The organism is Arthrobacter sp. CAN_A214 (genome assembly GCF_015751955.1).
GTDB lineage: Bacteria > Actinomycetota > Actinomycetes > Actinomycetales > Micrococcaceae > Arthrobacter_D.
This window is the reverse complement of the sequence record NZ_JADOUU010000025.1, coordinates 1-24,814: the sequence shown is the minus strand read 5'-3', so window position 1 is coordinate 24,814 and position 24,814 is coordinate 1. Positions and strand designations below refer to the sequence as shown.

The following is a 24,814-nucleotide window of genomic DNA, read 5'->3' as shown; positions in this document are numbered from 1 at the left end:
CCCCCCCCCCCCCCCCCCCCCCCCCCCCCCCCCCCCCCCCCCCCCCCCCCCCCCCCCCCCCCCCCCCCCCCCCCCCCCCCCCCCCCCCCCCCCCCACCACCCGGCGTTACGCCACTCGATGATGTGAGAGGAATACAGGCTTCTCACCCCGTGCAAGGGAAGGAATCAGTGGAAGTGTCTCACCCCAGCCTGACGCAGTCAGGGGGTCAGCGAAATGCTTCATGGTTTTGTTCTTACCGTGGACCTTGATGATTACCCAAACAGGTTGGGGAGGCGATCCAGCGCAATCGATATCATCGCGACGAGTGTAAGGGCGACGAACGCTATGAGCCTTGGGGGAACGTGCAGCGTTTTGGCGACAGGAACGATGAACGGGTCGGTGAAGTATCCTGCGAACGGCGCAATCCGGTCCTGACGGTCTGGGGGCCCAGGGAGCGTGGGCAGCAGAACACGCCAGACGAGCCAGAACGCATAGAAGCTGAGCGCGAATTGGATGAGTGCGACCACGACCTCGATCGTATAGTTCATTGTTTTAGGCTCCCTACTGAAGACCGGCGCTCACTATTTCTTGGCGGAGTCCTACTTACCGCGATTTTTCACATTCCACCGGGTTCACAATTAACGGACCTTCGCATTCAAGCATGGGTGAGGGTTTCTGCCGGTACGGGCGGTTTTGGCGCAGGCGGATGGTCCCCGTGGGGTGCTGTAGCCTGCCGCCGGTGTTAGAGGAGGCTGCAGATCCGGTCGGGGTCACAGGAGGCAGGATCCGCGTTATCGGCGCCGGCATGGAACTCGGCAACGGCCGCCCTGAGTGCGAGCAGTTCGGTAATTTGCCGGTCGAGGTAAGTCAGCTGCCTGGTGAGCAGGTTCTGAACGTGGGCGCATGGTGCGTAGCCGTCGTCGCGCAGTTGCAGGATGTCGCCTATTTGGGCCAGTGTCAGGCCGGCGGCCTGCCCTCGACGGATGAAACGCAGCTTACTTACCGTGTCTTCGGCGTAGGACCGGTAGCCGTTCTCACTTCGTTCCGCGGCGGGCAGGAGCCCGGACTGTTCATAGAATCTGATGGTTTTCGCTGTTGTGTCGGCTGCCGCAGCCACTTCTCCAATACGCATTTCTTACCCGCACCTCCAGAAGTTCCCTTGACCTTCCACTGTAGGGGAAGGTGCACAGTGAGATGGAAGCGAAAGAAGCGGATGGCTATCTGCGCTGCGCAACTGGCAGGGAATGGAGGACTTCGATGGCCGATGTACCCGGGTTTGATCTCGCAGTGATCGGTTCCGGAGGGGGTGCGTTCGCTGCCGCCATCCGGGCCACTCATCTTGGCAAACGCGTCGTGATGGTGGAACGCGGAATGATCGGGGGTACCTGCGTGAACACGGGGTGTGTGCCGTCAAAGGCGTTGCTCGCCGCAGCCGGCGCGCGGCACGCGGCCCTGGATTCGGGCAGGTTTCCGGGCGTCTTCACCGGTGCCGGGCCCGTTGACATGCCTTCGTTGACCGCGGGTAAATCTGACCTTGTTGAAAGCCTACGGTCGGATAAGTATGAGGATTTGATCAGCAGCTACGGCTGGGACCTGCGCCGGGGCAGCGCAGCTTTCGCTGGAGACGAGACCGACCCGACACTGCAGATCACCGGGTTCGACGGGACCGTCGAGAGATTACATGCCCGGCACTATCTGATTGCTACGGGCTCGAGCCCGTGGGTGCCCAGCATCGAGGGATTGCGGGAGACCGATTATCTGACATCGACGACAGCCATGGAGTTAGACAGTGTTCCGGAGTCCCTGCTGATCCTTGGCGGCGGTTACGTGGCCCTTGAACAGGCCCAGCTTTTCTCGCGGCTGGGGTCAAAGGTTACTCTTCTGGTTCGTTCAACACTGGCATCCGCGGAGGAACCCGAAGCGTCCCGGGCTCTCATGGAGGTCTTTGCCGATGAGGGCATCCGGGTGATCCGCCGTGCTGTCGTTGAATCGGCGCGCCCCTTTGCCGGGGGCGGGGTTGCGGTGCGGGCGATGAGCCCGGCAGGAAGAGATGAATATACGGCGGAGCGTTTGCTGGTTGCAACGGGACGACGGCCGGTAACTCAGGGACTGAACCTCGACGCCGTGGGAGTCAGGACAGGAAGTATGGGCGATGTGATGGTCGATGACATGCTGGCCACCTCGAATCCCCGCATCTGGGCGGCTGGGGACGTGAGCGGGCATCCCGAGTTCGTGTATGTCGCGGCTTCCCACGGTTCCCTCGCTGTGGACAACGCCTTCACCGGGGCGGAGCGCAGGGTGGACTACCGGAGCCTTCCCCGGGTGACTTTCACCAGTCCTAACCTCGCGGCGGTGGGATTGACCGACAAGCAGGCCAGGGAATCCGGCATCGACTGTGAATCCCGGGTGGTGTCCCTTGAACATGTTCCCCGCGCACTGGTCAACAGGGATACCAGGGGCTTCATCAAAATGGTTGCCGACTCAGAAACCGGACGTATTGTCGGCATCACCGCGGTGGCGCAGAATGCCGGTGAAATCGCAGCAGCGGGTGTCTACATTCTTGAGGCGGGGATGACCGTGGATCAGGTCGCTAACATGTGGAGTCCCTACCTGACGATGGCCGAAGGTATCAAGCTCACCGCCCAGTCCTTTACCCGGGATGTGTCCCAGCTGTCCTGCTGCGCCGCCTGACCAGAGCGAAGCCCCGCACCAACCATTTAGAGATTCGACGCAGAGGAGTTATTTCGTGAGTGAGCATTTTGACGTTGTTGTGCTGGGCATGGGACCGGGTGGCGAGGTTGCCGCCGGGCGTCTGCTGAAGGCAGGCAAGAAGGTTGCCGTTATTGAACGGGAGCTCATCGGCGGGGAGTGTGCTTATTGGGCGTGTATTCCGTCCAAGACAGTCCTGCGGCCAGCCGAAGCCCGCACCGGGGTGGAACGGGCGGCTGGAGTTTCGGGAGCGGAACTCGACTGGGAGAAAACCAGTGCTTACCGCGATTCCATGATCCGTAACCTTGATGACACCGCACAGGCCGAAGGATACGAAGATCAGGGAGCCACCGTCATCAGGGCTGAAGCCCGCATCACCGCGCCCGGCCAGGTTCGGGCCGGAACACGGGAACTGACCGCGGAGCACATCATTATCGCCACGGGCTCAGAAGCCATCATCCCACCATTGGAGGGCATCGATCAGGTCACGGCGTGGACCAACCGTGAAACCTATACGGCGAAGACCCTGCCCGAGCGGGCGGTAATTGTCGGCGGCAGCGCTGTGGGTGTTGAAACGGCGACCTTCTTGGCCCGGTTCGGGGTTCAGGTCACCCTGATCCACCGTGGAGAGCGTTTGATGGACCGGGAGGAGACCAAGGTCGGTGAACTGGCACGCACCTATCTGGAGGAAGCCGGCGTCGACATACGACTGCGAGCCTCGGCCCAGAAAGCCCGCCGTCAGGGCGATGACAGCATCATCGAACTCGACGACGGGACCGAGGCCGCCGGTGACGTCGTCATTTTCGCCACCGGAAGGAAACCGCGCACCGAAGGATTGGGCTTCGAGGAGGCAGGGGTTGAACTCGGCGACAAGGGGCAGGTCCTGGTCGATGAGCACCTGCGGGCAAAAGCCAACGTATGGGCGATCGGTGATGTTACCGGCATCATGCCGTTCACCCACGTCGCCAAATACCAGGGAAGAATCGCCGCCGATGCAATCCTTGGACAAGCTCGCCCGGCAACCTATGACGGGATACCGCGCGTGGTGTTCTCCGACCCGGAGATCGCCGCGGCCGGCCTCACCCGGGACCAGGCAGAAGAACAGGGAATCCGTATCGAGGCAGTGGAGCTTGATCTGGCGGAAGCGATCGCCCGGCCCTGGACTTACGATCAGGACCCCCGCGGCCACCTGGGATTGCTGGCTGACGCTGACCGGAAGGTACTTGTCGGCGCCTGGGCGGTCGGGCCACAAGCCGGTGAATGGATCCACCACGCGTCGCTGGCCATCCGCACCGGCATCCCACTGGAGGTACTACGCGATCAGGTAGCGCAGTTCCCCACCTTCCACGAGGCATATTTCGCGGCCCTTGAGAAGCTCGGTACGTAAATCCCTGGGCGGGAAAGACCACGCGAAGGGTGAAGCCTATGGTGGGGGGTCAAGGCCTTCAAGCAACGCCGTGGTGAGGATCGTTACGCCGGGAAGGCGCTGCAGCAAGACACGGGTAGTCGGTGCAGGAAAAATCAGAGGACGTGTATGACTACGAGGAATTCCGGCGAGGAGCAGGCGGCGGCGATCATTTCGGATTATGGTCTGCTCGGTGACTGTCAGGGAGCGGCTCTGGTCTCACGGGAGGGATCGGTTGACTGGTGGTGCCCAGCGCGATTTGATGGGCCCAGCGTCTTTGGCCGCCTGCTCGATATGGATGCCGGATACTGGTCCATCCGTCCGACAGAGAATTTCACGGTCACCCGACGGTACCTACCGGGCACGATGGTCGTGGAAACGGACTTTCACTGCGAAACCGGGGATCTCCGGCTCACAGATAGCCTTTCTTTGGGAATGGGGGAGCGGGAGCACCAGATCGGGCACAGCTCCCCGCATATGCTCGTCCGCCGGTTGGAGGTAAGCCGGGGACAGGTCCAGGTGAAAGTCGAATTGGCGCCACGACTGGAATACGGGCTCATCACACCGGGCTTCACACCAACTGCTGCGGGGTGGGAGATAGCAGGAGGCGCTGACCGGTTGTCCCTGACCGGCGACATCGCACTCGACGTCGAAAACGGGTGTGCGGGCGGAACGTTCACCCTTAACACCCGTGAGAGCGCGGTGTTCGCCCTGCAACACCGTAGTTCGGTCGACAGTTTGGTTGACGATTCGGTCGACGATGCTGGTGGAGAGCCGGATGGTGCGGCCCGGCTCAGGGACACGATCGCGGCGTGGCAGTCCTGGAGCGAAATTCATCAAAGCTATCAGGGGCCCTACCGGGAGCAGGTGCAGCGCAGCGTGCTGGTGCTGCAGGCTCTGACGTACCGCCCGACCGGGGCAGTGGTCGCTGCTGCGACGACTTCATTGCCGGAGGAACCCGGAGGAAGCGCGAACTGGGATTACCGGTTCGGGTGGCTACGCGATGGCAGCCTGACCCTCAAAGCACTGTGGGTTGCTGCGTGCGCCGATGAGGGACAGCAGTTCTTTGAGTGGATCACTTCTTCAGCCGGCCCGACGCGGGAGGGCCACCTGCAGATCATGTTCGGTGTCGGCGGGGAACACGACCTGAGCGAACATTCCCTCGATCACCTCACCGGGTACGCGCAGTCCCGCCCGGTAAGGGTCGGTAATGACGCCTGGAACCAGACGCAGCTCGATGTCCTCGGGGAGGTTTTCGAATGCGCGTGGATACTGCGCGATCAGCTCGGGGAACTACCAGCCCAGACAGCGGGGTTTCTGGTGGCGGTCGCTGACCGGGCCGCGGGGACCTGGCATGAAAAAGACTCAGGAATATGGGAAGGACGAGAAGGCGATCGGGACTACCTGACATCGAAGCTGATGTGCTGGGTCGCACTGGATCGTGCGGTGAAACTCGCCGACCGCCTCGATGCCGCTGACAGGGTGGCGGGGTGGGAGTCCGGGCGCGATAACATCCGGGCGGCAATCCTGGAGCGGGGCTGGAACAGTGACGTCAATGCGTTCACTGGTGCCTTCGATTCCGATCACCTCGACGCCGGTGTCCTCCTGATGCCGATTGTGGGATTCCTGCCCGCCAACGACCACCGTGTCCTGGCGACGATGGACGCCATCGAACGGGATCTTTCCACCGGGGCCCTGGTCCAACGGTGGACGGATGCAGGAGATGAGGGCGCGTTCATTATCTGTTCCTACTGGCTGGCCGCCGGACGGGCGATGGCAGGCCAAATCGGGCAGGCGAAAGTAATCTTCGAGACCGTCTCGGGGTACGCCAACGATCTCGGGCTTCTCTCCGAAGAGGTTCACATTCATGAGGGGACCCTGATCGGTAATTTTCCGCAGGGACTCTCACACATCGGCCTCATCACTGCCGCTTCGGCCATCGCAGAAGCTGAACACCCTGAAAACCAGCAGGACCACCAACGCTGAACCCGAAACCACCAATGAGCACCAACTAAAGGAGATGGAAAGAAGTTATGGGAAAACTGGAGAACAAGGTCGCATTCATCACCGGATCCGACTCAGGGATAGGTCAGGCCACAGCCGTCGAATTCGCCCGTGAAGGAGCCGACATCGTCGTGCACTACCTCGAGGACGAAAAAGGCGCCAATACCACCCGGGAGCAGGTCGAAGCCCACGGTCGTCAAGCGATCGTGGTTCAAGGAGATCACAGCGACGAGGCCAAGGTGCAGGGAATGTTCCAGGCCGCGTTCGACACATTCGGGCGGATCGACATCCTCATGAACAACGCCAGCGTCGACGCGTCGGGCACCTATGTCGCGGATCTGGAGATCGCCGACTTCGAGGCCACGATGCGCAGCAACCTCATCGGGCAGCTGATCTGCTGCAAACACTTCATCAACCACCGCAAGCAGCAGGGCGGCGGCGGAAAAATCATCAACACCACGTCGGTCCATGAAGAGCAGGCACGGGCAGGCGCCGCCGACTACGACTGTTCCAAGGGCGCCCTGCGCAACCTCACCCGCACCCTCGTGCTCGAGGTCTCCGAGATGGGCATGACGGTCAACAACATCGCACCCGGGATGGTGCTGACCCCGTTCAACCAGCAGGCGATCGATGACCCGGAGTTCCGCAAGGAGCAGGTCAAGAGCATCCCCCTCAAGCGGGCCGCTCAGCCGGAGGAGATCGGCCGGCTGGCCGTGTTCCTGGCCTCCAGCGACGGGGACTACGTCACCGGGGCCACCTACGTGATGGACGGCGGCTTGATGCAGATGTCCGGGCAGGGCGCTTGACCCGGTCGCGCCCGCACGGGCGCGGCTCCTACCGCGCCGGCGCCGATCACGGGCAACCGATCACCGACACAGGAGGAGCATCATGGTGAAAGCAGTGTGGAATGGAAAGGTCATCGCCGAGTCCGAGGACACCGTGGTCGTGGAGGGAAACCACTACTTCCCCCGGAAGTCCGTGGACGACCGGTACCTGAAGGACAGCGACACCCACACGGTCTGCCCGTGGAAGGGCACGGCCGACTATTGGACCCTCAAGGCCGACGGACAGCAGAGCGTGGACGCCGCCTGGTCCTACCCCCAGACCAAGGAACGAGCGGCGCACATCAAGGACCGCGTGGCCTTCTACGGGGACGTTGTCACAATCGAGGAATGAGGCCGGAGGGCGCACCCTATCAGGGCGGACTTGTGAGGTTGCACGCCGGCAAGGGCGAGGACTGCCGATGGCGCCTGCGTCGGCGTGCGACCGGGGTGGATGCCGTACAGCGTGATCACGGACATCCCCGGGTCCAGCACTGTGACCGGTTCACGGCGCTGCGGGCCCGATCCTCATTCCACGTTGTATTACCCCGGCTGAAACCTTGTTATTCCAGTCGAGACCGTGCTGACCACTGCTTCGGCACAGGACGTGGCTGGGGTACGCCGTCGACGGAGACGTCGAGTTTTTCGTGGAGGAAGGCGACGGTTCCGGCGATGTTGCGGTACGGGAAGAACGGTTCGGGGTAGGACCAGGCGATGTCGGTCAGCTCCGGCTCGCCGGCCACGCTCCAGTAGTCGGTGGCGAATCCCTTGTAGGGGCAGATGCTTTCCGTGCCCGAGGGTGTGAGCTGGTCGAAGTCGACGTCGCGCCGCGGCAGGTAATACCGAAGCGGCAAACCTGTCTCCCAGAGGAAGACGGCTTCGCGGGATTCGGCGAGCAGGACGTCGTCGTGGCGGACCGTCACCAGGCGTGAGCTGGGCAGGGCGTCGATGTGCACGAAGGGGTCGTGAGGGTGCTCGAAGACCTCCACGTTCTCCTCGTACCAGTGATCGAGTGCGCCGCGTTCCCAGGTCACTCCCGTCCAGCCGTCGAGACCTTCTCGCCGCCACGCGCCGTGGCGGATGGTGCGCTGCCCGATGACGACGTCGAACCAGGCGGTGACGCCGGCGTTCGGGTGGTGGTAGCCCCGTTGGTCTGGCGGTCCGGTCGGGACTAGGTGTTCCGGGCGGACGTCCTCGTTGCGGAACAGGTACCGCGGGACCGGCAGCTCCGCCTCCCACACGAGCAGCTGCTCGCGGCTGTCCACGACGGGGGTGTCGCCCACGAACCCGCGCACCCATCGATTGCTCGGGAGTGGTTTCCTGACTTTCTGTTCCACTGGGATGCGTCCTTTCGGATCTTCTAGGGCTCCTGGATTATCTCGCCCCTGGTCTGGTTCCTCATCATGAACGGAGGGTGTGGCCACTAGGGCCGGTCGGTTTCAGTGAGAGGTCTGGTGGTTCCGTAGGATGCTCTCTGCTGCTTCACGTGCAGCGGCAGCCCAGTCCACGGAAGGGTCCGCTTGCGCACCGCTCATCGACCCGTCATAAAGAAGCATGAGTTGACGTGCGATCGCCTCGGGCTCGGCGACCCCGGCTTCCTTGAGCAATCCGCCGAAAAGGGTATGGACCCAGGATCGATGCTCCAGATTAGCCAGATGAGCCTCTGATGACGGGCCCGGGGCGCATTCGGCTTCGGAGTTGATGAACGGGCATCCCCGATAGCTGGGGGACAGAAACCATTCACCCAACAGGTCGAATATGGCAAGCAAACGCTCCTCCGGCGAAGCGCCGTGCTCAGGCAGTTCGCCAGCCACATACTCACGCCAGCTTCGGCTGCGGCGGTGAAGGTAGTCGGTGACGAGGTCGTCCTTGGTCCGGAAGTACGTGTACAGCGTGGCCTTCGAAACGTGAGCTTCGGCCGCAATGCGGTCAACACCCGTAGCGTGGATGCCTTCTTCATAGAAGAGACGATCCGCGGTTTTCAACACTCGTTCGAGGCCTGGCCGTTTCCTCGTCAGGGCCTGGGTCATGACTTGAAAATACCATACAGATCTGTTTAGTTAGTCATAACCATACAGATCTGTTTAGTTAGATGTAACCAAACAAATTGGTTTGATCAGAGGGTGCGTCGGACAACTCATCCGGGCCTTTATTCCAAAGCCCCTTCAGCAGCGGGATCGCCCGCCTGTTCAGGAAGAAGACTTTCATGACCAAGGAACTATCTACTTCAACGGCGCTCATTACAGGTGTCACCAGCGGCATCGGGCGGGCAACGGCGCAAGCTCTCGCAGGCCTGGTCTCCATCTCATCCATTGCCTGGTGCACGGTAATTGATGAGCGCAGCGGCGAGCCCGGCTTCGTCGCGGAGATCGACTGCGGGTGCCGGGCGTCTTTGGCGGGTTTAATGGGTTGCGGCCGGGCGGAGTGAAAACCTTCGCCCGGCGCGGGCCCTTCGAGGGCATCACGAAGCCGGGCGCTCTGTGGCCGGGATCGGCAGGGCAGGCGCCGGAAACAAGCGGTGCAGCCGCCCTCAAGAAAAGGACGAACCGCGCTGGAAAGAACGTGTTGTTGCCGACGGATAGGAACAGGAACTACACGGGCTTCGTTGCTGGTTGAAGAACTGTTGAGCTATAGATGTGATCGCATCACGATGAAGGGATAGTAGGGTTTGGTGTCGATACTAGGGTTGGAGCGGGATTCAAGGCCGCTGTCGGAGGCCGAGGCGGAGATCTATGTCGCGTCGGTGTGTTTCAAGACCGGCCCTCCGGGGGCCGTGGGCGTGGAAATCGAACGGATTGTGCACGATATATCCGACCCGCGGCGCCCTGTGCCGGTAGCCGAGGTCCAGGCCGTTGCTGCGGAGGCGGAAGGAAATCTTTCCGGTGGCGGTGTCATCACTTACGAGCCGGGCGGGCAGCTGGAATTGAGTTCGGCCTGCGGAGCGGACCTTCCCTCGGTCATCAACGCTGCAAGAGCTGATCTGGCTGTCATTGACAGGTCTATCGAGGATGCAGGACTATCCTTCAGCGGCGTTGCACTGGATCCGTCCCGTCCTCCACAGCGGACCCTCGACCATCCGCGCTATGCGGCCATGGAAGCCCATTTCGATCGTTCGGGGCCGGCCGGGCGAACCATGATGTGTTCAACGGCCTCCCTGCAGGTATGCCTGGATGCCGGTCTTCCCGGGAACGGTTCGGGCAGCGCAGTACAGCGCTGGCAGCGTCTTCACCATCTCGCGCCGGTGCTCGTGGCTCTTTTCGCCAACTCCCCTTTCCGGCATGGGTCGCCCAGCGGCTGGCAGAGCACACGCCAGGCCGTGTGGCTGAAAACCGATCCGTCCCGCACGTCGCCCGTTCCGGCTTCCGACGACCCACCTTTCGCCTGGGCCCGCTACGCCCTCGACGCTTCGGTCCTTTGCATCCCCACGTCGAGAGGTTCATGGGAAGCTCCGCGCGGCCTGACGATGCGGGGCTGGTTACGCGGGCAAGGCCCCCGCCCCGTCACGCATGAGGACCTCGACTACCATCTCAGCACCCTCTTTCCGTTCATTCGCCCCAGGGGCTTCCTCGAAATCCGGGTGATCGACACACAATCCGGTGCGGACTGGGAAGCAGCCGCAGCGATAGCGACTGCACTGGTGGATGACGAACGGGCAGCTGACGCAGCTGCAGAGGCCTGCGCGCCCGTGAGTGCGATGGCTGATCCGATGACCGTCGCCGCCAGACTCGGGCTGGCGGATCCTGTGCTCGCGCAGGCAGGGCGTCGATGTGCTGAGGCAGCGTTGGACGCGATGGAACGGCTCAAGGCAGACGCCGACACAAGATCCCGGGTGGGAGCCTTCCTTGAGAACTACACCGCTCGGGGCCGCTCTCCCGCAGACCAGCGGATCGACGATTGGCGCCGCACCGGCCTGTTCTTCGATCCCACACAGTGAAAGGAAAGAATCCGATGACGAATACGGTCTCAGCAGCTACCAGCGCTGCCCCTGACGGATTGCGCGCCTTCATTGCGGAGGGCCTTGAGCGTGCGCGTCGTCGTACCCACGCGCTCACCGCGTGTGACGAGGAGGAACTCCTCAAACAGCATTCACCCCTGATGTCTCCACTGGTTTGGGATCTGGCGCATGTCGGCAGCCAGGAAGAACTATGGCTGGTCCGCGATGTCGGCAGGATGGAACCGCTTCGCCCGGAGATCGACAGGCTCTACGATGCCTTCGAGCATTCGCGCAGCAGCCGCCCCTCGCTGCCGCTGCTGGCACCTTCGGAATCCCGGGGTTACCTCGCCGATGTGCGTTCCAAGACGCTGGATATCCTTGAACGGGTTCCTCTTGAGGGTTCGCCGCTGCTGGACGGTGGGTTTGCCTTCGGCATGATGATCCAGCATGAACAGCAGCATGCCGAGACCATGCTGGCGACCCACCAGCTCCGGGTAGGCGAACCCGTGCTGCACCCGGTGAATCTGGAGCCCGGTGTGCTGGCCCGCGGTGTCACCGGGCTTCCGCGGGAAGTGCATGTACCGGCCGGCTCCTTCACGATGGGCACCTCGGTGGAGCCCTGGGCACTGGATAACGAACGGCCCGCCCATGAGGTGCACGTTCCCGACTACTGGATCGACACGGTCCCCGTCAGCAACGGCAGCTTCATGGAGTTCATCAGCGACGGCGGATACTCGAACCCGGACTGGTGGACCGCTGAGGGATGGAGCCACCGCAACGATGACGAGCTGACTGCACCCAAGTACTGGAAGCGGGACGGTCACCAGTGGTGGCGAACCCGTTTCGGCGTCCTCGAACCGGTCCCCGCCGACGAGCCGGTTCAGCACGTCTCATTCTTCGAGGCCGAGGCCTACGCAAAGTGGGCCGGACGGCGCCTGCCCACCGAGGCAGAGTGGGAGAAGGCCGCCCGGCACGACCCGGTGAGCGGCCGCTCCCGGCGCTACCCGTGGGGTGACGAGGAACCGACGTCCGGCCACGCGAATCTGGGAGGAGCAGCGCTGCGGCCTTCCCCTGTCGGCTCCTACCCCGAGGGGGCGTCCGCGCTGGGCGTCCACCAGCTGATCGGCGATGTGTGGGAATGGACCTCCAGCGATTTCGGCCCCTACCCGGGGTTCCGGGTGTTCCCCTACCGCGAGTACAGCGAAGCCTTCTTCGGCGGGGGCTACAAGGTGCTGCGCGGAGGGTCCTGGGCTGCTGACGGAGCAGCGAGCCGGGGCACGTTCCGGAACTGGGACTACCCTATCCGGCGCCAGATTTTCACCGGCTTCCGCACCGCACGGAATGCCGCTCCAGCCGGAGGGCAGTAGCGGATGTGCCGTCACTTGGCTTTCCTTGGACCTCCGACACCACTGGCCACGCTGATTTCGGCGCCCGAACACGGCCTGCTCCGGCAATCCTGGGCGCCGCGCCGCCAACGCAACGGCACCATGAACGCGGACGGATTCGGCGTCGGCTGGTATGCCACGGGGGATCCCCTGCCGGCCCGCTACCGGCGCGCCGTACCCATGTGGACGGACCAGTCCTTTACTGACGTGGCACGGGTCACCACCAGCGGGGCCGTACTGGCTGCCGTCCGTTCAGCGACACCCGGTACGACGCCGGATGAGGCAGCCGCCGCCCCCTACACCGCCGGCAAGTGGCTCTTCAGCCACAATGGGCGGATCGACAATTGGCCCCGGTCCGCTGAGGCACTGGCTGCGACGCTGTCTCCGGCACGGCTCCTTGCCCTCGAGGCCCGGGTGGATTCGGCCCTGCTATGGGCACTGGTCCTGGAACGGCTTGACTCACTGGACCCCGCGGCCGGAGATTCCGCGGCGAACGCGCTGGCGCGCGTAGTGACCGACGCCTCCGCGCACGGCACAGGGCGATACAACTTCCTCCTGACCGACGGAACCACCATTGCTGCCACAGCGGCCGGTGATACCCTTTTCTGGCGCTCGGATAACAGGGGTACCGTCGTTGCCAGTGAGCCCTCCGACGACGGCGCGGGATGGCATGAGGTTCCGGATCAGTCCATGCTGGTCGCCACTTCGCATGGCGTCGACATTTGCCCGATAACCCCCGCAGAGATGGAGCCCGCGCTCACATGAACCCTTCAAAAACTGCCCTCGAGATAGTCCATCACCTGCCACCGCATTACCTTGAGCGCACCCTGCGCGAGGACGTGCGGGCAGGGCTGAGCGAACCGGCGAAGACCCTGCCGCCCAAATGGTTCTACGACCAGCGGGGCAGTGAATTGTTCGAGCAGATCACGCAGCTTCCCGAGTACTTTCCCACCCGCACGGAACGGCAGATCCTGGAGGATCATGCAGGGGAAATGGCGGCCGCAAGCCCTACCGAGACGCTCATTGAACTCGGCTCCGGCTCCTCGAGGAAAACTCCCCTGCTGCTTGACGCACTGAAGGCAGCCGGGGACCTGCGAAGCTATGTTGCCGTTGACGTCAGCGACAGCGCGCTGACGGAGGCCAACAGCGGGCTGTCCCGGGACTATCCCGATCTGATCCTGCAGGCAGTGGCCGCCGATTTCGAATCGCAGTTGCAGCTCCTTCCAAGGGAAGGGCATCGGATGGTGGCATTCCTGGGCGGCACTATCGGAAACCTCGAGCCGGATGCCCGTGCGCGGTTCCTGACCCAGGTGAGGGAACTGTTGGGTAAGGATGGCGGCTCATTGCTGCTGGGCACCGGCCTGGTGCAGCCGCCGGAGATCCTGATTCCCGCCTACGACGACTCGAGCGGTGTCACCGCTGACTTCAACCGGAATGTGCTGCGCGTCCTCAACGCGGAGTTGGGGGCAGATTTCGACGTCGAGGCGTTCGAGCACGTGGCGGTGTGGAACGAGGATGAGGAGTGGGTCGAGATGAGACTCCGGGCCACGCATGCCATGCAGGTGCAGTTGCCCGGCGCCGGTCTTGAAATCAGCTTCGACCGTGGCGAGGAACTGCGCACCGAGGTATCCGCGAAGTTCCGCCCAGGGAAAATCGCCGCTGAGCTTGAGGCATCCGGGCTGACCATCATCGGGCAGTGGACGGATGCTGAAGAACGCTATGCGATGACCCTGGCCGAACCTCTCTGAACCACCGATCAGCGGAACGATTGTTCAATTTTGGAGAAGCCACGTTCGCGTGTGACTGTCCGCCCAATCAAGTGAAGTGAGCGGATGAATTCAGGCATTCCCAATACTTCCGTCCTGCGGCTTTTCACCTCGGAATCAGTAACCGAGGGCCACCCGGATAAAATGTGTGACCAGATCAGCGATGCCATTCTTGACGGTCTGCTGGCGCAGGATCCCAACTCACGCGTGGCTGTCGAAACGCTGGTGACCACCGGATTGGTTCACGTTGCAGGTGAAGTGACGACCAAGGCTTATGTCGAAATCCCGGAGATCGTGCGCCGGACCATCCTTGAGATTGGGTACGACTCCTCAGCCAACGGATTCGACGGAGCACGCTGCGGGGTTTCCGTGTCGATCGGGCAGCAGTCCCCGGACATCGCCTCGGGGGTTTTCACCTCCATCGAAAGTCGTGAGGGCACCGGTTTGGACCCCTACGACACGCAAGGGGCAGGCGACCAGGGCATCATGTTCGGGTACGCCAGCGACGAAACACCAGTCCTGATGCCTACACCTGTATGGCTGTCGCACCGTCTTTCCGAACGGCTCACCTCCGTGCGTAAAGACGGCACGCTGCCCTACCTGCGCCCTGACGGCAAAACCCAAGTCACCGTTGGTTACGACGGGGATCGTCCGGTGTCGGTCGACTCGATCGTTATCTCATCCCAGCACGCGGCAGGCGTATCACTTGAGGAACTTCGGACGGACCTCATAACGCACGTGATCAATCCCGTCCTGAAAACCACCGATCTTGATACTTCCACGGTCCGGCACATTCTGAACCCGGGCGGAGAATTCGTGATCGGAGGGCCGGTAGGGGATGCGGGATTAACGGGTCGTAAGATCATTGTCGACACCTACGGTGGGATGGCCAGACACGGTGGAGGCGCGTTCAGCGGCAAGGACCCCTCGAAAGTAGACCGCTCAGCCGCCTATGCCATGCGGTGGGTGGCCAAAAACGTTGTGGCCGCCGGTTTGGCCCGCCGCGTGGAGATCCAGATCGCCTACGCCATCGGAATGGCGCAGCCCGTCGGCATCTACGTCGAAACCTTCGGCACCGAAACGGTGGATCCAACCGCTATCGGAACAGCAGTGCGCGAGATCTTCGACCTGCGCCCGCTCGGAATCATCAACGCACTCGACCTCTTACGCCCCATCTACCAAAACACTGCAACCCACGGGCACTTCGGCCGCGAGACCGAAGGATTTACCTGGGAACTGACAGACCACGTGGACAAACTGCGAAGCTATTTCAACGCCTAAGTACAAAATTAACGGGTTAGAAGGGCTTGTTTCAGTGAAGGGCGTGGATCAGGCGGTCTATTTCGGAGTCGGTGTTGTAGTAGTGCGCTGAGGCCCGCACGACGATGGTCTGTCTTCTAATGTTGGGCCATAGGACAGCATCGGCTGTGGACGGGGGCAGTGCCGCGACGGAAACGTTGATCCGGTGCCCTGCAAGATGAGCCTTGACTTGTTCAGCTGTCCTGCCCTGAACTGAAAACGTCACAATACCGCACTTGATCAACCCGCGATCATGAAGGTGCACAGAGGGGACCGAAGCAAACCGAGACCGCATTGCGTCAGCCAGGGTTCGGACCCGATCGCGAATGGGCTCCAGCCCTAATTCCAGGGCGTAATCCACGGCTCGGCCGAGACCGAGCCTGCCTGCAATGCTGGTCTCCCAGCTCTCCAGCAGGCGTGCCTCCGCTTCGGGTTCGCTCCCGCCGGGGCTGCACACCGCGGGTTGCCGGTCCCGCAACGCTGGCTCAAGTCGTTCGAGCAGGGTCTCGCGCACATAAACGAATGCGGTGCCGCGCGGCCCGCGCAGAAACTTTCTTCCGGTACCCACCAAAACGTCGCAACCCAGCGCGTCAACGTCCAAAGGTATCTGACCGACTGACTGACAGGCGTCAAGAACGAAGGCCACTCCTGCAGCCCGACAGCGTTTACCCACCTCTGCGGCCGGGTTGACCATACCCTCGCCCATAGGCACATGTGTCAGCGCCACCAATGCGATGTCGCCCCGGTCTAGCTCTCGCTGCAGGTGCTCCACGTCTACCTGCCCGTGGCTGTCGTCATCAAGGACCACCAACTGAAGGCCATGCCGCCGCGCCAAATTTCGTAGGACAAGGACGTTGTTGACGTACTCCGTGCGACTCAGCAAAACCCGCGAAGTGGCGAAAGGCAAGGCCGATACCACCAAAGCCCACCCACCGGATCCACTCTCCGTTAGGGCGACCTCGCCGGGCGTAGCCCCAATCAACCGGGCAATGGAGGAATACACGTTCTCCCTACGTTCTGAGGTTTCGGCGGCAGCCTCATACCCGCCGATCTCTTCCTCGCGGCGCAAATGACCTATCACGGTATCAATCACAGGACGCGGCACCAAGGAACTGCCAGCATTATTCAAATGAATGACCTGTCCCGTACCTTTGGTGTCCGCTCGCGCAGCCTCAACGTCAATCACCATGGGATTATCATCCCAAACCTTCAACAGTCCCATCCGCCAATCCTGGGAGTGAGCATGTCTAAGGTGGAGCAGCGGAGGGTGGTGACGACCAGAGCGTCGCCTTCATGCAGGGCATCGAGTGTTTTGCCGAATTGCGGCGGCGTGCATGGGCGCCGCTCATCCCGTGGTCGACGTAGAGGTCATCGCGCCGAACACTGGTCGCCAGCGGATTTGCGACCTGCCGGCGCAGTGCACCTGGGCGCGGTGGCGACGCACGCATACCCGATGAGCTTACTCATACGGCTTCTTCGCGAGGAAATGCCTACAAAACTGTCTCGCAACCAGCTTCGCGGTCACGAATCGGTGCTCCAACTTAAGAGACAGGGTAGCAAGACGAAGAATCAGTAGTAGGGACGGGGAAGGAGTGGTGTCTTGTCGTCGTGTTGCCGCCCGAGGGTTAGAGGTTGATGACGCCGTCGTCGCCAGCAGCTGCCCCGGTCGCGTACCTGGTTCGCGTAGCTGTCATTGGCTCCGGCAAGGTTCTTGGCCAAGAAAACGACCAGGCCATAACCTGAAGTCTCTGGCCTCCCGGCAGGTCGCAGGACGCCTAGATTGAGTGATTCAGAGCGGCCCAGACGACCACTTCGGGGTGATCGCAGAAGCGGTAGCCCTGGCCACGCACGGTGCGCACGGTGTCCGCCAAACGCCCCAGCTTCAAGCGGAGTCGCCGGATGTGCACGTCAATGGTGCGCTCGTTAGGAACTTCGTCGGCGGTCCGCCAGAGTCCGCTCAGGAGCTCCTCACGGCCCACCGTGCGGGTCGCGTTCTCGACGAGGTAGTTCAGGATCTCGAACTCCCTGAAGGTCAGGTTCAGCATCTCGCCGTCGAGGTGCACTTCGCGGCGCGACAGGTCGATGAGCGCGCCCGTGGGACGGGCCCGCTGCGCCTGCGGCGGGGCGGGAGCCTTTTCGGGGTGCGCGCCCCGGGCCACGGTGGGGTCACCGAGTGCCGCACGCACGACGTCGAGATCGGAACCGGGTGTGTCTGCCGGTGCGAGGGCTACCACCGCGTGGCTCTCCGCCGTCGGCACGAGGGACTGCACGTAGGCATGGACGTCCTGTGCGAGCTTCGAGAAGGTCGTGCCCGCCGCTGCGGCGGTGGCCTCGTCGAGCGCGACGTACAGCACGAAGCCGCGCGCGGTCGTGTCACCGGTGACCGCCTGCGGCCCCGGCATGCCATTGGGGGCGACGACGGGAACCGGAGCACTCAAGGGCTCAGACGTCCGGTCAACGTTGCCGGGTCGATGCGGTCTGAGGTTGAGCGGACATGAACGCCGCGGACGCGGAGCAGATTGGCCGTACTGAGTAGTTTCCTGGGACACCCATCGTGGTAATTGCATCCGATGACCCGCGCTAACTCTGTGGACGTTAAGGGCGACGACGCCGGATGATCGACCAGATAGTAAGGATGGCGCTGGCTGTTGCCAAGCGTCTGGTCCGGCTGGTCCGCCAGTTGCCGGTGATCTGGTTGCTTGAGGGGTCCGGGGTGAAGACCGTTCCGCTTGAAGGGGCTGTGGGACCTTTCTGTAGTGCGATCAGGTTCATGACCGGGTTGATGCATTGGTCGTAGAGCCGTGGAAGGAGGCTGTGGATCGGGATGATGGTTCGTTGGATTTGACCAACTACTGTTACCGGCCGTGGTCGTTTCGAGTTCCGCAGGATCACCTTGGCGACACGGTGGGGGGAGACGACGGGCGGTAGTGGGTGGACGGGCTTGCCGGTGTAGTTTGCGGCGTGTTGGTAGATGGGGGTGTCGATTGTTGCCGGCAGTACGAGGCAGATGTGAATGTTTTTGGCTTTTCGTAATTCCTGGCGCAGTACTTCCGTGAAGCCGAGCAGCCCGAATTTGCTGGTCACATAGGGGGAGACGTATGGGGAGGTGATTTTGGAGTACACCGATCCGATGATGATCAAGGTTCCCCGGCGCTGGCTTCGGAAGTACGGCAGGACAGCGCGGGCAGTGTGAATCGGTCCGAGAAGGTTCGTGCCAATAATCTGGCGGAACACGTCGGGCGGTGTGGCTTCGAAGGTCCCGTAACTGTAGACGGAGGCATTGGCAACGCACACGTCAATCCGCCCGAACGCTTCAACTGCCGAGCGCATGAGGGTTTCTACCTGGGATTCCTCGCTGATATCAGTGGGCACGGTGATTACCTGCGCCCCGTGCGCGGCACATTCGGCGGCGACCTCTTGCAGGGTTTCGGGACTGCGGGCCGCGAGAACGAGCCGGGCACCGCCTTTGGCGAAAGCATGCGCGGTGGCCCGCCCGATGCCGCTGGAAGCACCGGTGATGACGACCACCGCGCCCGGTCGGCGGCGGCCGCCCTGCCGGCTCACCGGCACCGCCTTCGGGGGCGTGCTGTCACCGCGGGGATGGGGTTAGCGGGCACGGTCAGAGATCCTCAGCAGGCTTTCGGTGACCACACCGAGGACCGTGTGGGCGACCATGCCTCTTGCATGTGCCTGCCAGGGGTACTCCTGGGGTCCGGATGCCAGTCCCAGTGCAGGAGCAACGATCTCGTCATTGAGTACATATAACCCAAAACCGTACAGCGCGCCGCTGCCTGCTTTCATGAAAGGCGCTTCCCTGCGGATGACGGCGTGCAAGGCACCGGGCAGTATTCCCAGCGCGTAGTGGAGGGCAACCCCCGAGGAGTTGGGCTGCGCGGTGCTCATGTTGATGCCGGTCATTTCGGCAGCTTTTTCCACTCCGACGTGGGCGACATCTTTTCCTGCCGGTTGGGCGTGTGGGGTTCGATCAAGAGCCTCTTTTTCGGGGCCGGTGTACTCCACGTCGCTTCCGCCCGTGCGGGCCTGTAGTTCCCGGGCAAGCGCGTCCCGGTCTTCATGGTCGTACATGTACGATCCGACGTGGTCCATCACCCATACGCCGACCGCTCCGGCTGCAGCGCCTAAGACCAGATCCAGAGCAATATTGCGCTCTGGCTCCACACGGTGCTCCACATGGTGTTTCACCTGGGGCGCAGGGGCAGGGGGGGGAGGTAGCGGGCTTCGTCGCTTCTTGCCTGGGGGCCTCCAAGGATGTGGTGCGGTTGTCAGGAAGGTTCTCTGTCGTGGGATGTGTCATTAGTATTTCCTTTCACCAGTCAGTCGAATCCCTGCCTCGGGAGAGCAGGCGGAGCGAAGGGTGTAATTAGGGTTTGAGGACGACCTTGATGCAGTTGTCCTGCTTTTTCTGGAACACCTCATACGCTGCGGGTGCTTCATCCAGGGGAATTTCGTGGGTCATCAGGTCGGTCACCCCGAGCGGGTCGGAAGGGTCCTCGACCAGGGGCAGGAGGTCTCCGATCCATCGTTTGACGTTGCACTGGCCCATGCGCATTTGAATCTGCTTATCGAACAGGGTCAGCATCGGCATCGGATCTGCCATGCCGCCGTAGACACCGCTGACGGAGACCGTGCCGCCGCGGCGCACAGCGTCAATGCAGGCGTGCAAAACGTTCAGTCGGTCCACGCCGACCTTCTCGATGGCTTTCTGCGCGAGCGGGTCCGGCAGCAGGCCGGCCGCCTGTTGAGCGAAAGCCCCTACCGGGGATCCGTGGGCTTCCATGCCCACCGCGTCCAGGACGGAGTTCGGGCCCCTGCCCTCGGTCATTTCGCGCAGCTCGTCTCCAATGGTGTCGCTGTAGTCCAGGGTTTCCACGCCGTGCCTTTCGGCCATAGCGCGCCGCTCGGGCACAGGTTCAATGCCGATGACCCGGTAACCCAAATGCACGCCAGCGCGGGCGGCGAATTGCCCTACCGGGCCCAACCCGAAGACCGCCAGGGTGCCGCCGTCGGGCACGTTTGCGTACTGCACGCCCTGCCAGGCAGTGGGCACAATGTCGGAGAGATACAGGTAGCGCACGTCGGGCAGGTCGTGGCCCACCTTGATGGGGCCGTAATCGGCGAAGGGAACACGCAGGTATTCCGCCTGGCCACCTGGTACGGAGCCATATAGCTCGGAGTACCCGAAGATCTTTGCACCGAGGCCTTTTTCCCGGACCTGGGTGGTTTCACACTGCGACTGCAAATTCAGAGAACACATCAGGCACGTGCCGCAGGCGATGTTGAACGGGATGACCACCCGATCGCCGACCGCCAGGTTCGACACGGCGCTGCCGACTTCCTGGACGATTCCCATTGGCTCATGACCAAGGATGTCGCCCTTGCTCATGTAGGGGCCCAGTACCTCATAGAGGTGCAGGTCGGAGCCGCAGATCGCGGTGGAGGTGATTTTGATGATGGCGTCGGTGGGTTCCTGAATGACGGGATCCGGTACCTCGTCAACGCTGACCGATCGCTTTCCCTGCCAGGTAAGTGCCCTCATGGTCCCAAGCTCCTCTTTGGTGGTAAGTATGCTTATCAATCCCAGTATGTTCACATGTGTTGCCGGAAGGAAAGGAACCGCTTGTGTTGGGCTCAATTCCATACCGCAGAGGTAGGCAATTACTGTCCAGGAAGAGAGGTTGATCGCGTGAATAACCACCGCGCCACCCGGGAAGGAGTCCCGGTGGCAGGACTGCGTGCTGTGGGCATCGATATGGTTTTGGGTGCTGCCGCCGGTGCTGTCGGCGTCTGGGCCATGGACCAGCTCGGGTGGTTCATGCTGCGCGCCGAAAACACGCATACTCTCGCCCGGGACCTGGAGGCCCGCGACGGGGATGCGGATGCAGGCGCGGGGACTGCAGCGCAGGTTCGCGGTGTGCAGGCCGGTGCCTCGGATGGTGGCGCTACTGCCGGCGCTTTGAAGAAGGCCACGCAGGTCAGCGGAGTGAGCCCGACACACCAGCGCCCGGGACCGGGCGCGACCGTGTTTCACTATGCTCTGGGCATGCTGCCCGGAGCCCTTTACGGCGCGATACGTCGGATACGACCATCGGTGCGCACCGGGCACGGTGTCCTGTACGGCGTGGCGTTGTTTGTGATCATGGATGAGACCGCCGCTCCGCTAACTGGAATTGCCTCCGCACCGGGCCGGTATCCCTGGCAGGCACACGCACGCGGCCTGGCCGCCCATGTCGTGCTCGGCGTAACGACCGAAATCCTCCTGCGCGCAACGGACCGCCTCCGATGAACACGACATCTAACGAACACCGCATCCAACGAACACCGGCAGGTCCGCAGCTGTAAGTGAAGGCTTCCGCCGGAGAGCAACCTACCCGATAACACCGGCGGAAGCTTCCACGACACATCTATCAATGATGGCCACACTGGCTTTCACGGTGGTTGCGGATACTGCCGGGCGAGACAATAATCGACAGCATGCTTACTAAAGAGAAGCCTTCCATGATGGGATCGATCGTCCGGGGTATGGCGGCAGGTGTCGCCGGGACCGTGGTGATGACGGCCTTCCAGAAATTCGTTGAGATGCCTTTGACGGGGCGTGAAACCAGCTACGCGCCGGCGGACTTCGCCGAACGGATCCTGCCCATCCATCCCACGACCGAGCAGGGGCGCGAACAGCTGAACTGGGTCACCCACTTCGCACTGGGAACCATGTGGGGCTCGGCCTACGGTGTCACAGCTCACACCGGCCTACATGGAGCCAAAGCAATCGCCGTCGTGTTTCCCGTCGTCTACACAGGGGACGTCCTGCTCAACACTGCCCTTGGACTGTATAAGCCCGGCACCTGGACCGCGGAGGACTGGACCGTGGACCTGGTCAATAAATTCGTCCAGGCCGCAGCAACCGGCGTGATCTACGACCACGTTTTCGAACCAACCCAAGCATCCTAGACCACCTCCCGGCAGGACCCCCAGCCCGGACATCCGCCAGCGAAGCACGTGCAGTTGCCCGGGGTGAGGGGAATTTCCCAGCTGTGCCGTTTTCCTCCAGGTTTGCCGGATCAGCACTGCCGGTGGTGGATCCGGGGTGGATTACACGTGCTGGTTTGTAGCTGTTAGCTGATGAAGGCCGCGAATTCCTGCTCGAGGATCTGCTTGGGTTTCGCCCCGATCGAGGTCGCCGCGATCTCGCCGTTGTTGAAGACGTAGACGGCGGGGATGGAAGTGATGCCGTATTTGGCCGCGATCGCGGGGTTGTCGTCCACGTTGACCTTCACGACATCAACTTTTCCTGCGTGCTCAGTGGCGATGTCGTCCAGGATGGGAGACAGCATGCGGCATGGTCCGCACCATTCTGCCCAGAAATCAACGATGACCGGTTTCGTGGCTTGAAGTACGTCCGCATCGAACGATGCATCGGTGACGTTTTTTGTGGTGCTCATCTTTGTCTCCCTCGTTAGGTTTTCGTTGGGTTTGCGGTTTCTTGGGGTTAGCCTTGGCGTGCTTTGATGCGGGGGTTTTTCTTGTTGATGACGAAGGTTCGTCCGCGGCGTCGGACTACCTGGGAGCCCGGGATTTTCTTGAGTGCGCTCAATGAGTTTCGTACCTTCACGTGGTGCTCCTTTGACGGGTTTCTGGGGGTTCAGTGAATTGAATTGAGGGGTCATGCGGATCATGTCACGAAGCGGTTTCCTGCAGCGGGCAGAGGAGTGGCCCTCCTGAAAGCGGCGCGGGGGCCGAGGCTGTCGAGCGGTGTTCTTCAGCCCTCACACTCCGTGCAGTACCTGCCGCCGCTGGATTCCCGGACCAACTGGCTGCGGTGGTGAACCAGGAAACAGGACATGCAGGTGAACTCGTCGTCCTGCTCGGGAATGACCTGGATGAGCAGCTCTTCGTGCGACAGATCAGCACCGGGCAAATCAAAACCTTCAGCCGTGTCGCTATCCTCAACGTCGATGACTGCCGTCTGAGTGGTCGCGCTGCGCTGAGCCCGAATCGCTTCGAGCGACTCATTGACGGGCTGATCCTCTTCCCTGACGCGTGGTTCGTCGTAATCAGTTGCCATGAAGCGGTTCTCTCCTTCGGATGAGCATCACCATCACAGGTGTGCAGGCAACAACCCGGCAAATGCTGCGCCTATTCCCGCACCGGCCCGAGCCCCGTACAGCCCTACTCGTTCATCCACGCACCCATCCTCACGAGCAAGGAGGAAAGTCCTCACGCTGCGTCGCTGGTGGACCGTCGCGGCTATTCCAGACAGGAAATGATCGGTTGGAGCCCGATTTCTATAGCTTCGCTCAGCCGCGACCAGCCCTTCCATCCCGGGGTTGAGCGGGTGCTTTTCCCAGTACACCTGTTGCGACGGATCCGTTTCAGGTGCTCCACGCTCGTACCTTGGAACCACGGCTGCGCAGGTAGCCACCGGGCCAGCAGCTCCATTTGAAGGGACGGAGCAGAGCCTCATAGATCAAGCATGAGCCCCAGCATAAAAGATCGGGAACACACCCGCCTGACCACTGGCCCGCGCCTGGCCACAAGAGAATCGCGACGGGCACCGGAGTGCAGTGTCTAGTGGCTGAGTTTGAGTCCGATAACGCCGCCGATGATCATGGCCAGGAACACGATCTTCAGTAGGGACGTGGCTTCGGTGCCGGTGATCATGGCGTACACGACGGTCAGGGACGCGCCGATGCCGACCCATACGGCGTAGGCCGTTCCGGTGGGCAGGTCCCGCATCGCGTAGGCCAGGCCAGCCATGCTGGCCAGCAGTGAGGGGATGAGGACCAGAATGGGTCCGAGCTTGCTGAGACCTTCGGATTTACCGAGGGCGGTGGCCCACACGGCTTCCAGAACACCGGAAATGACGAGAACAAACCATGCCATGACAATCTCCTATAAGCCGTCTTGTCGCACACCGGGTACGGCACCTATCGTCCGGGGGTGTGCTGGTGAGGGACCCACCCTCATTTTTTACGCATCATTTGGGAAGCCTGAGGGAAGTAGTTCACCCACAGGTGGACGGCTTTGAGCTGAATCCCGGGGGCTCCACCCGCCCACAGGTGGATGAACCACTGCAGGTGTATCTCATTCATCCGGTGGAGCACTTTGGCTGCTTCGCCGTTTTAGCTTGTGCCCGATGGAAAGGATGACTGTTGCTAAGCGCCTGAATTCGCTCCAGGCCGGATACAGCCCGGTCTGGTCATCACGGTGCTACCTTGCTCCTTGTCCTAACGGCCGCAGGACCACACCCCGACCCGGTTGTGGGCCGAGGTGCCGCAGGTCTTACGCGGCGCAGCTCACCAACGCTTTGGTCGTGGACTCAGAGGCTGGAATGGCCGGCTACGACCTTTTCCAGTTCGTCTTTGCCTTTGGCTAGCATCCGGTCCACCGCCGCAGGATCTTGGCGGTTGATCTCGACCGTTTGGGCTGTGGACTCCCCTCGCACTACGTTGATTTCACCGGTGATGATGCCCGCGACCGTGGCCCGGGCGACGTC

At 62.3% G+C, this 24,814-nt stretch carries 26 protein-coding genes and 1 riboswitch; of the genes, 13 read left to right on the top strand and 13 right to left on the bottom strand.

Going from position 1 to position 24,814, the window contains the following annotated elements; all coding sequences use genetic code 11:
* Positions 1–252 precede the first annotated feature (252 nt).
* Positions 253–528, bottom strand: a complete 276-nt coding sequence (locus IWX65_RS14875) for a hypothetical protein (RefSeq protein ID WP_196884029.1) — start codon at positions 526–528, stop codon at positions 253–255.
* A 194-nt stretch (positions 529–722) separates the two neighbouring features.
* Entirely contained in the window at positions 723–1,112 is a 390-nt protein-coding gene (locus tag IWX65_RS14870; RefSeq protein ID WP_196884028.1) for a heavy metal-responsive transcriptional regulator, read from the bottom strand.
* Positions 1,113–1,237: 125 nt separating this feature from the next.
* Here IWX65_RS14870 and merA point away from each other — a divergent pair, with 125 nt between their 5' ends.
* The 5 genes from merA to IWX65_RS14845 all read left to right on the top strand — a co-directional run bounded on the left by merA (position 1,238) and on the right by IWX65_RS14845 (position 7,274).
* The gene (gene merA / locus IWX65_RS14865; protein ID WP_196884027.1) at positions 1,238–2,671 is read left to right on the top strand and encodes a mercury(II) reductase; all 1,434 of its coding nucleotides are present in this window, start codon (positions 1,238–1,240) and stop codon (positions 2,669–2,671) included.
* Between the two features lie 55 nt (positions 2,672–2,726).
* Positions 2,727–4,076: a dihydrolipoyl dehydrogenase family protein gene (locus IWX65_RS14860; RefSeq protein WP_196884026.1), complete on the top strand. Its 1,350-nt coding sequence runs from the start codon at positions 2,727–2,729 to the stop codon at positions 4,074–4,076.
* A 147-nt stretch (positions 4,077–4,223) separates the two neighbouring features.
* A complete protein-coding gene (locus IWX65_RS14855) occupies positions 4,224–6,080 on the top strand; it encodes a glycoside hydrolase family 15 protein (RefSeq protein ID WP_196884025.1) in 1,857 nt (618 codons plus the stop codon).
* 47 nt (positions 6,081–6,127) lie between these two features.
* Complete coding sequence (locus tag IWX65_RS14850; protein ID WP_196884024.1) at positions 6,128–6,904, top strand: SDR family NAD(P)-dependent oxidoreductase; 777 nt, start codon at positions 6,128–6,130, stop codon at positions 6,902–6,904.
* A gap of 82 nt (positions 6,905–6,986) precedes the next feature.
* Entirely contained in the window at positions 6,987–7,274 is a 288-nt protein-coding gene (locus IWX65_RS14845) for a DUF427 domain-containing protein (protein ID WP_196884022.1), read from the top strand.
* Between the two features lie 208 nt (positions 7,275–7,482).
* Here IWX65_RS14845 and IWX65_RS14840 read toward each other — a convergent pair whose 3' ends face one another.
* Together IWX65_RS14840 and IWX65_RS14835 are read right to left on the bottom strand one after the other, a co-directional pair.
* Positions 7,483–8,256 carry a DUF427 domain-containing protein gene (locus IWX65_RS14840; protein ID WP_196884021.1) on the bottom strand — a complete coding sequence of 258 codons (774 nt, stop codon included), beginning with the start codon at positions 8,254–8,256 and terminating at the stop codon, positions 7,483–7,485.
* Positions 8,257–8,358: 102 nt separating this feature from the next.
* On the bottom strand, positions 8,359–8,949 hold the full coding sequence (locus tag IWX65_RS14835; protein WP_196884019.1) for a TetR/AcrR family transcriptional regulator: 591 nt from the start codon (positions 8,947–8,949) through the stop codon (positions 8,359–8,361).
* Positions 8,950–9,125: 176 nt separating this feature from the next.
* Here IWX65_RS14835 and IWX65_RS14830 point away from each other — a divergent pair, with 176 nt between their 5' ends.
* The 6 genes from IWX65_RS14830 (at position 9,126) to metK (ending at position 15,285) form a co-directional block, all read left to right on the top strand.
* Positions 9,126–9,347 (top strand): hypothetical protein, encoded by a 222-nt coding sequence (locus tag IWX65_RS14830; protein ID WP_196884017.1) that lies wholly within the window; start codon positions 9,126–9,128, stop codon positions 9,345–9,347.
* Between the two features lie 243 nt (positions 9,348–9,590).
* Positions 9,591–10,853 (top strand): ergothioneine biosynthesis glutamate--cysteine ligase EgtA, encoded by a 1,263-nt coding sequence (egtA, locus tag IWX65_RS14825; RefSeq protein ID WP_196884015.1) that lies wholly within the window; start codon positions 9,591–9,593, stop codon positions 10,851–10,853.
* A gap of 14 nt (positions 10,854–10,867) precedes the next feature.
* Entirely contained in the window at positions 10,868–12,220 is a 1,353-nt protein-coding gene (egtB, locus tag IWX65_RS14820; RefSeq protein ID WP_196884013.1) for an ergothioneine biosynthesis protein EgtB, read from the top strand.
* A gap of 15 nt (positions 12,221–12,235) precedes the next feature.
* Complete coding sequence (egtC, locus tag IWX65_RS14815) at positions 12,236–13,003, top strand: ergothioneine biosynthesis protein EgtC (protein WP_334683895.1); 768 nt, start codon at positions 12,236–12,238, stop codon at positions 13,001–13,003.
* A complete protein-coding gene (gene egtD, locus IWX65_RS14810) occupies positions 13,000–13,986 on the top strand; it encodes an L-histidine N(alpha)-methyltransferase (protein WP_196884009.1) in 987 nt (328 codons plus the stop codon). The genes egtC and egtD overlap by 4 nt, the downstream gene beginning before the upstream one ends.
* A gap of 84 nt (positions 13,987–14,070) precedes the next feature.
* Positions 14,071–15,285 (top strand): methionine adenosyltransferase, encoded by a 1,215-nt coding sequence (gene metK / locus IWX65_RS14805; RefSeq protein ID WP_196884007.1) that lies wholly within the window; start codon positions 14,071–14,073, stop codon positions 15,283–15,285.
* Between the two features lie 31 nt (positions 15,286–15,316).
* On the opposite strand, the gene IWX65_RS14800 is transcribed toward metK, so the two are convergent.
* The 5 genes from IWX65_RS14800 to IWX65_RS14780 all read right to left on the bottom strand — a co-directional run bounded on the left by IWX65_RS14800 (position 15,317) and on the right by IWX65_RS14780 (position 20,860).
* On the bottom strand, positions 15,317–16,525 hold the full coding sequence (locus IWX65_RS14800; RefSeq protein WP_334683894.1) for an aminotransferase class V-fold PLP-dependent enzyme: 1,209 nt from the start codon (positions 16,523–16,525) through the stop codon (positions 15,317–15,319).
* 553 nt (positions 16,526–17,078) lie between these two features.
* Complete coding sequence (locus IWX65_RS14795; RefSeq protein ID WP_196884005.1) at positions 17,079–17,870, bottom strand: winged helix-turn-helix domain-containing protein; 792 nt, start codon at positions 17,868–17,870, stop codon at positions 17,079–17,081.
* A 28-nt stretch (positions 17,871–17,898) separates the two neighbouring features.
* On the bottom strand, positions 17,899–18,867 hold the full coding sequence (locus tag IWX65_RS14790) for an SDR family NAD(P)-dependent oxidoreductase (protein WP_196884003.1): 969 nt from the start codon (positions 18,865–18,867) through the stop codon (positions 17,899–17,901).
* Between the two features lie 42 nt (positions 18,868–18,909).
* Entirely contained in the window at positions 18,910–19,482 is a 573-nt protein-coding gene (locus IWX65_RS14785) for a DUF1440 domain-containing protein (protein ID WP_196884001.1), read from the bottom strand.
* Positions 19,483–19,684: 202 nt separating this feature from the next.
* Positions 19,685–20,860 carry a zinc-dependent alcohol dehydrogenase gene (locus IWX65_RS14780; RefSeq protein WP_196883999.1) on the bottom strand — a complete coding sequence of 392 codons (1,176 nt, stop codon included), beginning with the start codon at positions 20,858–20,860 and terminating at the stop codon, positions 19,685–19,687.
* A gap of 147 nt (positions 20,861–21,007) precedes the next feature.
* Here IWX65_RS14780 and IWX65_RS14775 point away from each other — a divergent pair, with 147 nt between their 5' ends.
* Both IWX65_RS14775 and IWX65_RS14770 read left to right on the top strand, forming a co-directional pair.
* Positions 21,008–21,607 carry a DUF1440 domain-containing protein gene (locus IWX65_RS14775; RefSeq protein WP_196883997.1) on the top strand — a complete coding sequence of 200 codons (600 nt, stop codon included), beginning with the start codon at positions 21,008–21,010 and terminating at the stop codon, positions 21,605–21,607.
* Between the two features lie 212 nt (positions 21,608–21,819).
* Positions 21,820–22,269 carry a hypothetical protein gene (locus IWX65_RS14770; RefSeq protein WP_196883995.1) on the top strand — a complete coding sequence of 150 codons (450 nt, stop codon included), beginning with the start codon at positions 21,820–21,822 and terminating at the stop codon, positions 22,267–22,269.
* 164 nt (positions 22,270–22,433) lie between these two features.
* Here IWX65_RS14770 and trxA read toward each other — a convergent pair whose 3' ends face one another.
* The 4 genes from trxA to IWX65_RS14750 all read right to left on the bottom strand — a co-directional run bounded on the left by trxA (position 22,434) and on the right by IWX65_RS14750 (position 24,201).
* Positions 22,434–22,760 (bottom strand): thioredoxin, encoded by a 327-nt coding sequence (gene trxA / locus IWX65_RS14765; RefSeq protein WP_196883993.1) that lies wholly within the window; start codon positions 22,758–22,760, stop codon positions 22,434–22,436.
* 47 nt (positions 22,761–22,807) lie between these two features.
* Positions 22,808–22,930, bottom strand: a complete 123-nt coding sequence (gene ykgO, locus IWX65_RS14760; protein WP_026548916.1) for a type B 50S ribosomal protein L36 — start codon at positions 22,928–22,930, stop codon at positions 22,808–22,810.
* 147 nt (positions 22,931–23,077) lie between these two features.
* On the bottom strand, positions 23,078–23,383 hold the full coding sequence (locus tag IWX65_RS14755; RefSeq protein WP_196883991.1) for a DUF4193 domain-containing protein: 306 nt from the start codon (positions 23,381–23,383) through the stop codon (positions 23,078–23,080).
* A gap of 503 nt (positions 23,384–23,886) precedes the next feature.
* A complete protein-coding gene (locus IWX65_RS14750) occupies positions 23,887–24,201 on the bottom strand; it encodes a DMT family transporter (protein ID WP_196883989.1) in 315 nt (104 codons plus the stop codon).
* Between the two features lie 10 nt (positions 24,202–24,211).
* Positions 24,212–24,280, bottom strand: a riboswitch (guanidine-III (ykkC-III) riboswitch).
* Positions 24,281–24,814 lie beyond the last annotated feature (534 nt).